This is a genomic window from Acidithiobacillus concretivorus, from assembly GCF_018853445.1.
In the GTDB taxonomy this organism is placed as follows: Bacteria; Pseudomonadota; Gammaproteobacteria; order Acidithiobacillales; family Acidithiobacillaceae; genus Acidithiobacillus; species Acidithiobacillus concretivorus.
In genome coordinates this window covers 19,982-31,862 of the sequence record NZ_JABELD010000049.1, presented here as the reverse complement: position 1 = coordinate 31,862, position 11,881 = coordinate 19,982, and the positions used below count along the sequence as shown (strand labels likewise).

Genomic DNA, 11,881 nt, shown 5'->3' with positions numbered 1-11,881 from the left:
GTTTCCACTGGCACGGCGGGGTTGTAGCGCACCAGCTTTTGCTGCGCCGCTGTCTGCTGCACCTCATTGAGCGACAGGTCTTCGGCGGATTCGTCGATCGGTTCGCCACTCAGAATGGCATACATGCGCTGGATGGTGCTGATGCACACCTGCGCGTGCGGGTCGATGCTGGGGCTGCTGAGGCGCTGCACGTTGTACAGCTCGGTAAACTTGCGGCCATCGTCCGGCGGCGTGTAGGCCATGAATTCCTGATGCGCCTGTTTGCCGAGGTTGCGCGTGTCCACCAGAAACAAAATGCGCTTGGCCCCGCCAAACTTGAGCAGGCGATACACGGCGGTGATGGCGGTGAAGGTTTTGCCTGCGCCGGTGGCCATGTGCACCAGCGCGCGCGGCTTGTTGAGCGCCAGCGACTGCTCCAGTCCGGTGACGGCGCTGATCTGGCAATCGCGCAGGTTGCGTTCGGGGAGCGCAGGCATCTGCTCGGCCAAACGGCGGCGCAGGGTTTCGCTTTGCGCGAGCCACGTGACGAGCGTTTCCGGCTTGAAGAAGTGGAAAATCTCGCGCGAACGCGGCACCGGATCGGCGCCATCGGTGAAACGAATGATCTGGCCAGTGGCCTCGAACAGGAAGCGTAACGGGGTGCTGTCTTTGCGCCACTTGAGCGTGGCGTTGGCGTAGCGCTCGGTTTGGTTTTCGGTGACAGTGATATTTTCACCGGCGCTGTCTTTCTTGGCCTCGATGACGCCCACGGCATTGCGGTTGACGAACAGCATGTAATCCGCCGGGCCGGTATCGGTGGGGTATTCGCGTACCACCACACCCACCGCTGCGCCGAGGTTGAGCTGCTTCATATCCTGAATGACCCAGCCCGCCTGCTCCAGCTTCTGGTCAATCAGTTGGCGCGCCTGAGTTTCTGGAGTCATTAGAATTTAGCTATTTACCTTTTAAGGTCTAGTGCCCTTGTTTTGGTCAGATGCGGCTTATCGTCAAAATATATCAATGTGGCACCACGTTAGCCAGTATTAAAGTGCCCAGCGTTTGGCATCATCTTAAATGGCTTTGAATGAACGCGAATGCCTTGACTTTCAGACAGCATCTCCTTATCTTCTCAGCCCTTAGGATTTACCCGCAGGAAGTGTTCCAATGAAGCGTACTTTTCAACCCAGCATTACCCATCGCAAGCGGACTCACGGCTTTCGTGCCCGCATGGCGACCAAGTCCGGGCGTCTTGTTCTGAAACGTCGGCGCGCCAAGGGCCGTCAACGTCTCTGTCCGTAAGTTTATGCATTCGGCGCAGGCGCATCCTCATCGCTTTACCCGCGAGGATCGCCTCCGTCAGAAAGCGTTGATTCAGCGCACCATTAAACAAGGGCGCAAAAAAGTTTTTCCCGAGTTGGTCATGTATACCCTCCCCAACACTGTTTCTCATCCCCGGCTGGGTTTGGCCGTGAGCCGCAAGGTAGGCAACGCCGTCATTCGCAATCGCGTCAAACGGCGCCTGCGCGAGGCCTTTCGTCTGCAGCAAACGCGCTCGGCAGGACAGGATGTCATGGTGGTTGCCCGGAATGGGGCCAAACAGCTCAGCATGCGCGTAATGGGTGGTTATTTCCGGCAACTGCTGGGGAAAGCATGAGCGCGCGCCGCGCAGCCGTGCTGGCGGTTCGTACCTATCAATATGCCATCAGTCCCTTGCTGGGCCATCATTGCCGCTTTTATCCGACCTGCTCCGAATATACCTGTCAGGCCATTGAACGCTATGGCATCGCCAAGGGTTCGTGGCTGGGTATCAAACGTATCGGCCGCTGCCATCCCTGGCACGCGGGCGGTGTTGATCCCGTTCCTTAATACTCTGGGGCTCCATGGAAAATCAGAAAACTTTTCTTGTCATTGCACTAGCCGTGGTCTTTTTTCTGTTGTTTCAGGCCTGGCAGGCGCAAAATGCGCCGAAACCCGTGACGCCCGCAACCAGCACCGTCAGCAAAGCGGTGACTCCCAGTGCCGCTCCCGTCACCGCCCCGACGGTTTCACCCAGTACCACGACGGTTCCTGCAGCCGTCAGCCAGGCCATGGCTCCGGCGCGCGGTCCTTCCGTGCCTTTCAGCACCAAGGTGTTTACCGGTCATATCGGCCTGCATGGTGGAGACATCCAGAATCTTGGCCTGCGTGCTTATCCCGTAGCCACCAATAATCCCGCCCCTTACCCTATTCTGGACACCAGCACTGCCAAACTGACGACCCAACAAAGTGGTTTTTTGGGAAGCGACGGACAATTACTCATTCCCCAGTTTGCAGAAGAAAAGCCATCTTCGGATACGAACAGCCCGATCGTCCTGAAGGGCAAGGCCGGACCTTTGGCGATCACCAAAACCTGGGTTTTTCAGCCCGATAGTTATCTCGCTGAAGAGCACATCCAGGTAACCAACACCGGAACCCAGCCCTGGAACGGCAGCTATTTTGATCAAATTCTGCGCAATGATCGCGCTGAAAGTCACATGTTCATGTCTATTTTTACGGGCGCCGTACTGATGCATGGCGGAAACTTCAGTGAAGTCAGTTTTGGCGACATGCGTGACCACCCCCACACTGAAACCGGACCCGGCTGGGCCGGAATGATGGACCATTATTTTCTGGCAGCCGTTCTGCCCGCCGAGCAGGCGCAGCATGTGCAGGTTTATGCCCGGCCTTCCGGCAGTAATTATGTGGCGGGGATAAATACACCTCTACCCACCCTGGCTCCAGGGCAGAGCACCACCATTACCCAGCAGATTTTTCTGGGTCCCAAACAACAAAGTCGCCTGGCTGCTCTGGGTCGGGGCCTGGAGCAGACGGTGGATTATGGCTGGTTTGCCATTATTGCCGAGCCCATGCATCTGGTACTCAAATGGTTTCATGGCCTGGTTGGCAACTGGGGTCTGGCCATTATCCTCCTGGTTATTGTCATCAAGGCGATTTTCTTCTATCCCTCGGCCATCAGTTACCGGTCCATGGCCAATATGCGCAAGCTTCAGCCCAAACTGGAAAAACTGAAAAAAGAATGTGGGGATGATAAACAAAAACTGGGCGCGGCCATGATGGAGCTCTACCGTACGGAAAAGGTCAATCCGATGGCGGGCTGTTTACCCATTCTTCTGCAAATGCCTTTTTTCATTGCCCTTTACTGGGTTCTGGTAGAAAGCGTATCACTGCGCCAGGCACCCTTTATTCTCTGGATTCATGACCTTGCGGTGCCCGATCCTTATTACATCCTGCCGCTGCTCATGGGCATTTCCATGTTTTTTCAGCAGCGCCTCAACCCTGCGCCCGTCGATCCAATGCAGAAAAAAATCATGTCGGCTCTGCCGGTCATTTTTGCGGTGTTTTTCTCTTTTTTCCCGGCAGGTCTGGTACTCTACTGGTTGACCAACAACGTCGTTTCCATTGGTCAGCAATATCTGATCACCCGACACATCATGGCCGCCAAAGACTAGGGCGGCACGGCTTTTCGCAGCCGGGTCGTCTCGTCGGTTCCTGAATCGTGGCGAGGTTCTTATAGATGCGCTATCAGCAGGGAGATACCATTGTCGCCATTGCGACGCCGCCCGGGGAGGGGGGCGTCGGCATTTTGCGCCTCTCTGGTCCCGCCGCCCTGCGCATTGGCAAGGCTCTCTGTGGACGGGGTCCGGAAAGCCCGAACTGGTCCGCCCGACATGCCCATTTCCGGCGCTTTTACGACCGCCATGGCCAGGGCATTGATCACGGCATTACCCTTTATTTCCCGGCACCGCACAGCTATACCGGTGAAGACGTAGTCGAATTACAGGGACATGGGAGTCCTCTGGCACTGGCCGCCTTAATGCAAGAATCGGTCGCTTATGGTGCCCGTGCAGCGCGGGCGGGGGAGTTTACCGAACGCGCTTTTCTCCATGGCCGCCTGGATCTGGCCCAGGCAGAAGCCGTGGCAGACCTCATTCATGCGCGCAGCGAAGCCCAGGTACGTGCCGCTTCAGCAAGCCTTGAAGGCGCTTTTTCCAAGGCTGTTGACGCTATCTATGGGCAACTATTGCAACTTCTTGCCCTGGTGGAGGCCGGGCTGGATTTCAGCGAGGAAGACCTCGGCACGGCCCACGACAGTGCTGTTCATCATGGCCTCGAAACCTTGCAGAAGCAGCTGCTTCACTTGCAACAGCAAGCCCGCCAAGGTGCCCGTCTCGCCCGGGGTGGTCGTGTCATTCTTGCCGGTCGTCCCAATGTTGGCAAATCCAGCCTGATGAATGCGTTGGCCCAACGGGATGCGGCCATTGTTACCCCGGTTCCCGGAACTACCCGTGACTTGCTGCGCGAGGAAATCCTGCTCGACGGCCTGCCCGTAGAACTCATTGATACGGCAGGTCTTCGGGAATCTCAGGATCTGGTTGAGGCAGAGGGCATTTCCCGGGCGCGGCAGATTTTGCAAAGTGCCCAGCTGATATTGCTGGTTGCCGACGCCCATGCTGGTTGGCAAGCCGAAGACCAGGTCATTCTCGAAGCTCTGCCATCCGTTCCCAGGTTGATTATCTGGAACAAGCAGGATCTGATAAGCAGCCTCCCCGAAGCACCCGCTCACGAAGCCTGTCTGGCCATTTCCGCGCTGGTCGGGAATGGTTTGGATGCTCTGAAAGCAGAAATCATGCTGCAGATGGGTATGGAAAACAGCGCCTGTGCGTTCAGTGCCCGGCAGCGCCACGTCGAGGCACTGGCCGACACGACAGAAAAAGTAGCAGATGCGCTACAGCTGCAAATAACCGCCGCCCCCCCGGAGCTCTTGGCGCAAACTTTGCGGGAAGCGGCCAATGCCTTGGCACAAATTACCGGAAAAATTGATGTAGAAGATATTCTCGGAGAGATTTTTTCACGCTTCTGTATCGGTAAATAAGCAGGAACATTCACCATATAAAATGGGCTGGATAATTATCCAGCCCATTTACGTTTTCAACGATTGTCGAAACATTATTCGACGCTGATTTTCCGCCTTTTAGCTGATTCCGCCTTGGGTAGGACCAGCTCCAGAACACCATCTTTATAAGCTGCCTTACTCTGGCTGGCATCTACATCAACAGGTAACTGTACCGTCCGTGAAAAATCGCCATAGCGGCGCTCACGATAAATATACTTGCCTTCTTCTTCCGCCTTGTTTTCTTCCTTGCTGCCGCTGATATATACCTGGTTACCATGAACCTGGACATCCAGCTTTTCCTTATCCATACCGGGTACTTCAGCGCGAATAACTATTTCGTTATCGCGATCCAGAACATCAATATGGGCAATATGTGCGCGTACTGAACCATTCTGATTACCGTTATTTACCGGACGAAAAACTCCGGGCAAGAGCGAATCAAAAAACTGCTCTACCGGATCCACAGAACGCACCGACTGTACCGAAGAATTTTTTTCATCAACCATGGAATAATCTCCTTAATTCATCCCGGTGACCCAATCACCATGTTCTGGTTAATGGGGCTGCTAAAAAACATTTTCAAGCCCTGAGAGAAATAATGTTGAAGAAATACTTCAGTACGGATAATTCCAGCCCTCCGGCTGATCCTTGAAACGACGGTGCACCCACCAGTATTGTTCCGGGGCCTTGCGAATAGCGGTTTCCAGCACGGTATTCATGGCTGTGGCATCTGCCACCGCTTCACCTGCAGGAAAATTTTCGGGCATGGGCACAAACTCCAGTCTAAAACCCTGACCACGGGGCAGACGATAGGCAAACAGACCGAATACCGGGCTCTGCCGACGCAGGGCCAGCCGCCCCAGCAAGGGGGTGGTACAGGCAGGGCGCCCAAAAAAAGGGGCATAGTCTCCTTCCCGGGGATCCACATTCTGATCCGGCAAAATACCCACCACCTGATGCTGCTGCAAAGTATGCAAAAGAGGACGAATGCCCTCTTCTTTGGGCGTCAAGCGCGCACCACTGCGCCCCCGACCTGCCGCCATCAATGCATTTAACGCCGGATTGCGGGTGTCCATATACAGCACCGTCACCGGCCAGCGATGACCAATATATTGCACGGCCGCTTCCCAGGCTCCGAGGTGGGCGGTAAACAAAATGACGCCGCGCCCTTCTGCCAGCGCAGCATCCACCAGCTCCACACCGCGCACCTCACGAATCAGCCCCAAAGCCCGGGGCAAAGGCCAGAACCACAGAGGTCCCAGTTCCAGAGCGGCCTGACCCAGTGCGCGAAAATGTCGGCGCTGCAAATCGTGACGTTGCACAGCAGAAAGATCGGGGAAAGCAATGGCCAGATTTGCGTCAACTACCTGGCGGGGTCGCTTCATAACCCGCCGGGCGAAATCACCGAGCGCAGAACCCAGCACCGCCCGCCATGAAGCTGGCAGGATTGCTGCTCCACGCAGTAAAGCGACAATAATCCACACCTGCGACTGCTGTCCGAAGCTTCCTTTGGATGATCCCGTCGATGATTGAGTCACCTGATTCCTGATTTGTTCAGCAAAGCGCACATCATAAACGCGAGACCGGTCTTTTGTCGCTGTCTTCCCCCCGCCTCCACCCTTCGTTATATTCGGGGTATGAAGATTTCCACCAACCGTGATCTGGTTATTCTGGGGGGGACTTTCGACCCCATCCACTACGGGCATCTGCGCGCCGTAGAGGAAGTCCGTCAGGCCCTCAAGACTGCCGAGGTGATGCTCATTCCCGCAGGTCATCCGCCCCACCGCAAAAGTCCCTGGGCTGCCGCCCAACATCGTCTGGCCATGGCCCGCATTGCCGTCGCCCACCACCCCCGTTTTACCGTCAGTGATCGGGAGGTGGGACGTGAGGGGCCGTCTTATACCGTGGACACCCTCTGCGCCCTGCGTCAGGAACGCCCGGATGCCTTGTTGGCCATGGTGATTGGCATGGATGCCTTTTTGCGTTTTGATACCTGGCGCGACTGGCAACAGATTCTGGAATTAACCCATCTTATCGTCACCGGACGACCGGGCTGGCCGGCTGCCGAACTCCCCGAAGCTTTACGACAAACTCTCTATCAACGGCGTTGTGACGACATTAACCAACTCCGCCAACAACCCGCCGGCTTCATTTTTTTTCAGACCATCACCGCTCTGGAGATTTCTGCGACCAGTATTCGCAGTCTGCTGGCCAACGGCCAAAGTCCGCGCTTCCTGTTACCCGACGAAGTATTGGATTATATTGAGAGCAAGGGGCTCTACCAAAGCCCGTAAATCGACACAAAGGATTATTGCACTTGGCGACAGCAGAAAATCTCCGCGACATTATTGTGACTGTTCTTGATGAACACAAAGCCCTCGATATCAAAGCCATCGACGTCCGTAAACAGACCGATATTACGGATTATCTGATTATTGCCTCTGGCACCTCCGACCGCCATCTCAAGGCCCTGGCTGATCATGTCATGGCCCGCATGCGCGATGAAGGCGTCCGGCCACTGGGAAAAGAAGGGCTCAGCGTGGGTGATTGGGCACTGGTGGATCTCGGCGATGTGGTGGTTCACGTCATGCGCCCTGAGGTGCGCGATTTTTATCAGCTCGAACGGCTCTGGGGAGAACTTCCCCAGATGCGTGGGCAAAACGAACGCCGCTGATTTTTGATGCGGCTCCGGATTCTTGCCATCGGCAACAAAATGCCGGCCTGGGTGGAAAGCGGTGTCGCTGAATATGCAGCCAGAATGCCGCCGCAGTGTCGCGTGGAATGGCGCGCTCTGCCAATGGCCAAAAGGGGGCGCAGTGGCGACCCGATCCGCTGGCGGCGTGAAGAAGGGGAGCGAATACGGAGTGCCACGCCTGCAGGGTCCGAGAAAGTCGCTCTGGAAGTGGGTGGCAAAGTTCTGAGCAGTGAGGCCTTGGCGCAGCGTATGGATGCCTGGTTTCTGGGTGGCCGCGACGTCACTTTCTGGATCGGCGGGCCGGATGGACTGGACCCCGAACTACAAGCCGACTGGCAGTGGTCACTGTCGGCATTAACCATGGCGCATCCTGTTGTGCGGGTAGTTTTAGCGGAACAGTTATATCGGGCCTGGAGCATTCAGGCCGGATTACCTTATCATCGTGGCGCAGAGGAGTGACGCTGACGTGAAGCAAATGTGGAGAAAACCGGGAGTCATCCGGATAAGTATTGCCCTGACCCTGAGTCTCGGACTAAGCGCCTGTGCGCAAATGGTCGAAGTCAGTCCCCAGCAGAGCAGTTCGGATGCCATTGCCGTACAGGCAGGGCGGGAGCACATTCTGGCCCTTTCACCGGCCGTTAATGATGCCCAGCTTGCACCGGCTAAAAGAGCATTGACAGCCGCTCAATCCGCGCAGTCCCGGGGCGATTATCTCCTGGCAGAGCGCGAAACCCTGCTGGCGAAAGTATTGCTGGATAATATTCAGGTTCGGCTCAAAAGCTCTCCGGGTAGCAGTCAGCGCCAGACCCTGCAGAGCCAGATCGCTAATCTGCAAAGCCAGATCGCCACAACCCACCAGCAAATAGATGCCACCAAGGCACAAATAGCCAAGGAGTCTCAATAATGCGCGCCCACGCTCTGATTGCTGCCGCCCTGTTGTTGTCATTTCCCGCGCTGGCCAGTGCCGATGTCGCAACCACCCGGATATTACAACAATCTCTGCAACGCCTGCAGAATGCCCAACGTAGTGGGCCTGCCATTCCCGCTGCCACCTTGTCGGGCTTGCAGGAATCCTTGCAAATGATGACCCGAGATCAGGTCAACCCGGCAATTTTTCAAGTTGACAAGGCCATTTTTGACGCCCGCATGGCCGGTCTGCAGGAACAACGCCAATCTATCCATCAGCAGACCAGCCTGAGTAAGCTACAACAACAGGTGCAGTCCCTGACCAGCCAGCATCAGGCCCTGCAGAACGAATATGCGCGACTCCGCCAGCAACTGGCCAGCAAAACCATGACCGGCGCGCAAACCCAACATTTGCAGGCAGAAATTCAACAACAAAAACAGATGCTACAGGCCGAAGAAAAGCATCTCGCCAACCTTGCCAAACAACCACCAAGTTCGCTAAACGGCTTATCCAGCAGTACCGCCATTACCAGCACCAGCACCACGAGCCTGCCTGCCTATGGCAAGGCTTTGACCGTATATGCCCAGGTGCAGGCCGCCAGCGATGGCGTGCACGTCTCCATGCCCGCCGATAGTCTTTTTGGCAGCGATAACCGCCTTAGTAGTGATGGTGAACAACGTTTGCAGGCTATTTCCCGTATTCTCAAACAAAGTAATGCCCATGAAATTCTGGTGCGGGTAGCGCCCCAGCCGCTGGGAGCCAATGCGGCCACCCAGCGCGCCGAAGCCATTTTGCGTAACTTGCGGCGCAATGGCGTCCCCGACCAGTCTCTGGCCCTGGCAACGGGTTCCGGCCTGACGGCTGGAACCGCCGAGCTGCTTCTGGTGAATGCTAGCCCCACTTCGTGAGCAAGCTGATTCTGGCATCGGCTTCTCCCCGGCGACTGGCCCTGCTCCGGCAACTGGGCTATGACCCGCAGGTGCAGGTTGCCGATGTCGATGAAACCCCGCAGGCCGGTGAATGCCCGGAACGTCTGGTGCAGCGTCTGGCACGCAGCAAAGCCACGGCCCTGGCAGGAAGTCATCCAGAAAATCTGATTCTTGCCGCCGATACGGTGGTTGCCCTGGCCGGACAAGCGTTTGGCAAGGCCCGCGACGCTGCCGAGGCCTATGCCATGTACGCGCAACTCGGTGGGAAAGACCATCAGGTCCATACGGCAGTTGCCCTGCTGCATGATGGACAGGTCTATGAACTTCTGCACAGCAGCACTGTGCGCCTGCGCAGCATGAGCCCCCAGGAAATGGCGGATTACTGGGCCAGCGGGGAACCCGCAGACAAGGCGGGGGCCTATGCCATACAGGGCTTGGGGGCGATTTTTGTCGAACATCTTCAGGGCTCGTTCAGTGGCGTCATGGGCTTGCCCCTTTTTGAAACGGCCCGGCTTTTATCTCAATGCGGCTTTCCGCCACCCGCATTTTCAGGATCCACATGAGCGAAGAACTTCTCATCAATGTCACCCCCCAGGAAATCCGCGTCGCACTGGTAGATAACGGCGTACTCCAGGAACTGCAGGTAGAACGCAGCGGCCATCGCGGGCTGGTCGGGAATATATACAAAGGCGTCGTGCGCCGGGTATTACCCGGCATGCAGGCTGCCTTTGTCGATGTCGGGCTGGATCGCACCGCCTTTTTGCATGCCGCCGACATTCAGGATGACAGCGAAGAACTGAACGGCGAAACCGACATTGAAACACGCCCCGGTCATCATGAAGTCCGCAATGTTTGTACCCTGTTGCACGAAGGTCAGGAAGTTCTGGTACAAGTCATCAAGGATCCGGTCGGCAGTAAGGGCGCGCGGCTGACCACGCGGATTACCTTGCCGGGAAGATACCTTGTCTACATGCCCTTTGTTCCCCGTATCGGGGTTTCCACCCGTATTGAGTCGCCGGAAGAACGATCCCGGCTCAAGGACGAACTCAAAGCCGCCATTCCGGGTGATGAAGCCGGTGGCTACATCATCCGCACCCTGGCAGAAGGTATTGAACATCAGGACTTTGTCGGGGACATTGATTTTCTGCGCCGCCTGTGGAGTTCGATCCGCCGTCAATTAGAAAACAGCAGTGCTCCCTGCCAGATTCACAGTGATTTGAATCTCGCCATGCGCATGATGCGTGATGTCATGTCGGACAACATCGAGCAGGTACGCATTGATTCCCGTGAGACTTATGAGGCGGCAGTGAGTTTTTGCCAGCGCGTCATTCCGGAAGTCGCAGACCGCATGGAGCACTATAGCGGTGAGCGTCCTCTCTTTGATCTCTACAATGTTGAAGATGAAATTGAAAGGGCCTTGCAAAGCCGGGTCACCCTCAAATCCGGCGCGTACCTGATCATTGATCAGACCGAGGCACTCACAACGGTAGATGTGAATACCGGAGGATTTGTCGGGCGTCGCAATCAGGAAGACACCATTTTCAAAACCAACCTGGAAGCTGCCGCCGCCATTGCCCGGCAAATGCGCCTGCGGAATATTGGCGGCATGATCATCATTGATTTCATTGATATGAATGATGAGGAGCACAAAAGACGGGTGCAGCGCGCCCTGGAAAAAGCCATTCAGAATGACCGTACCCGCTGCAATATTACCCAGATTTCAGCCTTAGGCCTGGTGGAAATGACCCGCAAACGCACCCGCGAAAGCCTCCGCCAAACCCTGTGCGAACCCTGCTCCTATTGTCATGGTCGTGGTTTTCTGAAAACAGCAGAAACCATCTGCTACGAAATCCTGCGAGAAATTGTCCGGGAAAGCCGGGCTTATCCTGCCGAGCGTTTCGTCGTATTGGCTTCGCCCATGGTTATGGAAAAACTGCTCGACGAAGAAAGCACCAGCCTTGCGGCGCTTGAAGAATTCATCGGTCGCCCCATCAAGGTCCAGGCGGAAGCCACCTATACCCAGGAGCAGTACGACATCATTTTGATGTGAATATTGATTCTGAGAACGACGGTTGGCCGGGAGGCTTTGCCGCGACGTTGTAGCAAAAAGTCTCCCGGCCAACCGTCGTTCTCAGCCCGCCCCTCAATCCGGATCTTGCGTGATAATCTGTGACCGCAGGCGGGCCACAATTTTCGGGCTTAATACGGCACTCAGGGCGGCGGGCCCCGGAAAGGGACCATGTGCTTCGCGAAAAGCGACAATAGCCGCAGCACGCTTTGCTCCCACGCCCTTCAAACAGCGCAACTGTTCGGTGCCAGCCTGATTGATATTCACTTGGGGTGGACAGTTTTTTCCTTTGCCCCAAGCCATGTTGACGCCCAGCAATGTTGTCAGGAGCAACACCGTAGCATAGCGCAACACTATCGGCATGGTAGCT

The 11,881-nt window shown here is 56.1% G+C and carries 16 protein-coding genes; 12 read left to right on the top strand and 4 right to left on the bottom strand.

Annotated features, from left to right (window positions below):
• On the bottom strand, positions 1-923 hold a 923-nt coding region (locus HJG40_RS06865; RefSeq protein WP_215863489.1), incomplete at its 3' end, for a DEAD/DEAH box helicase family protein.
• A 220-nt stretch (positions 924-1,143) separates the two neighbouring features.
• Here HJG40_RS06865 and rpmH point away from each other — a divergent pair.
• The 5 genes from rpmH (at position 1,144) to mnmE (ending at position 4,891) form a co-directional block, all read left to right on the top strand.
• Positions 1,144-1,278, top strand: coding sequence for a 50S ribosomal protein L34 (gene rpmH, locus HJG40_RS06860; RefSeq protein WP_024894327.1), 135 nt, complete (start codon positions 1,144-1,146; stop codon positions 1,276-1,278).
• Positions 1,279-1,282: 4 nt separating this feature from the next.
• The gene (gene rnpA / locus HJG40_RS06855) at positions 1,283-1,633 is read left to right on the top strand and encodes a ribonuclease P protein component (RefSeq protein WP_215863488.1); all 351 of its coding nucleotides are present in this window, start codon (positions 1,283-1,285) and stop codon (positions 1,631-1,633) included.
• Positions 1,630-1,845: a membrane protein insertion efficiency factor YidD gene (yidD, locus tag HJG40_RS06850; protein ID WP_010640496.1), complete on the top strand. Its 216-nt coding sequence runs from the start codon at positions 1,630-1,632 to the stop codon at positions 1,843-1,845. Before rnpA ends, yidD begins: the two co-directional genes overlap by 4 nt.
• 14 nt (positions 1,846-1,859) lie before the next feature.
• Entirely contained in the window at positions 1,860-3,467 is a 1,608-nt protein-coding gene (gene yidC, locus HJG40_RS06845) for a membrane protein insertase YidC (RefSeq protein ID WP_215863487.1), read from the top strand.
• Between the two features lie 65 nt (positions 3,468-3,532).
• On the top strand, positions 3,533-4,891 hold the full coding sequence (gene mnmE, locus HJG40_RS06840) for a tRNA uridine-5-carboxymethylaminomethyl(34) synthesis GTPase MnmE (RefSeq protein WP_215863486.1): 1,359 nt from the start codon (positions 3,533-3,535) through the stop codon (positions 4,889-4,891).
• 74 nt (positions 4,892-4,965) lie between these two features.
• On the opposite strand, the gene HJG40_RS06835 is transcribed toward mnmE, so the two are convergent.
• Both HJG40_RS06835 and HJG40_RS06830 read right to left on the bottom strand, forming a co-directional pair.
• Positions 4,966-5,418 (bottom strand): Hsp20/alpha crystallin family protein, encoded by a 453-nt coding sequence (locus HJG40_RS06835; RefSeq protein WP_215863485.1) that lies wholly within the window; start codon positions 5,416-5,418, stop codon positions 4,966-4,968.
• A gap of 108 nt (positions 5,419-5,526) precedes the next feature.
• A complete protein-coding gene (locus tag HJG40_RS06830) occupies positions 5,527-6,450 on the bottom strand; it encodes a lysophospholipid acyltransferase family protein (protein ID WP_368355897.1) in 924 nt (307 codons plus the stop codon).
• A 99-nt stretch (positions 6,451-6,549) separates the two neighbouring features.
• Between HJG40_RS06830 and nadD the strand changes: the two genes are divergently transcribed.
• Genes nadD through rng form a run of 7 tightly spaced genes read left to right on the top strand, consistent with a single transcriptional unit; the run spans position 6,550 to position 11,493 of the window.
• A complete protein-coding gene (gene nadD, locus HJG40_RS06825) occupies positions 6,550-7,206 on the top strand; it encodes a nicotinate-nucleotide adenylyltransferase (RefSeq protein WP_215863484.1) in 657 nt (218 codons plus the stop codon).
• Between the two features lie 23 nt (positions 7,207-7,229).
• Positions 7,230-7,586 carry a ribosome silencing factor gene (gene rsfS, locus HJG40_RS06820; protein WP_215863483.1) on the top strand — a complete coding sequence of 119 codons (357 nt, stop codon included), beginning with the start codon at positions 7,230-7,232 and terminating at the stop codon, positions 7,584-7,586.
• 6 nt (positions 7,587-7,592) lie between these two features.
• On the top strand, positions 7,593-8,066 hold the full coding sequence (gene rlmH, locus HJG40_RS06815) for a 23S rRNA (pseudouridine(1915)-N(3))-methyltransferase RlmH (RefSeq protein WP_010640471.1): 474 nt from the start codon (positions 7,593-7,595) through the stop codon (positions 8,064-8,066).
• 16 nt (positions 8,067-8,082) lie between these two features.
• Complete coding sequence (locus HJG40_RS06810; RefSeq protein ID WP_215863492.1) at positions 8,083-8,511, top strand: hypothetical protein; 429 nt, start codon at positions 8,083-8,085, stop codon at positions 8,509-8,511.
• Positions 8,511-9,422, top strand: coding sequence for a hypothetical protein (locus HJG40_RS06805; RefSeq protein WP_215863482.1), 912 nt, complete (start codon positions 8,511-8,513; stop codon positions 9,420-9,422). Before HJG40_RS06810 ends, HJG40_RS06805 begins: the two co-directional genes overlap by 1 nt.
• Entirely contained in the window at positions 9,419-10,006 is a 588-nt protein-coding gene (locus HJG40_RS06800) for a Maf family protein (protein ID WP_215863481.1), read from the top strand. The genes HJG40_RS06805 and HJG40_RS06800 overlap by 4 nt, the downstream gene beginning before the upstream one ends.
• The gene (rng, locus tag HJG40_RS06795) at positions 10,003-11,493 is read left to right on the top strand and encodes a ribonuclease G (protein ID WP_215863480.1); all 1,491 of its coding nucleotides are present in this window, start codon (positions 10,003-10,005) and stop codon (positions 11,491-11,493) included. The genes HJG40_RS06800 and rng overlap by 4 nt, the downstream gene beginning before the upstream one ends.
• A gap of 93 nt (positions 11,494-11,586) precedes the next feature.
• On the opposite strand, the gene HJG40_RS06790 is transcribed toward rng, so the two are convergent.
• Entirely contained in the window at positions 11,587-11,874 is a 288-nt protein-coding gene (locus HJG40_RS06790; protein ID WP_226857264.1) for a ComEA family DNA-binding protein, read from the bottom strand.
• Between the last annotated feature and the right edge of the window lie 7 nt (positions 11,875-11,881).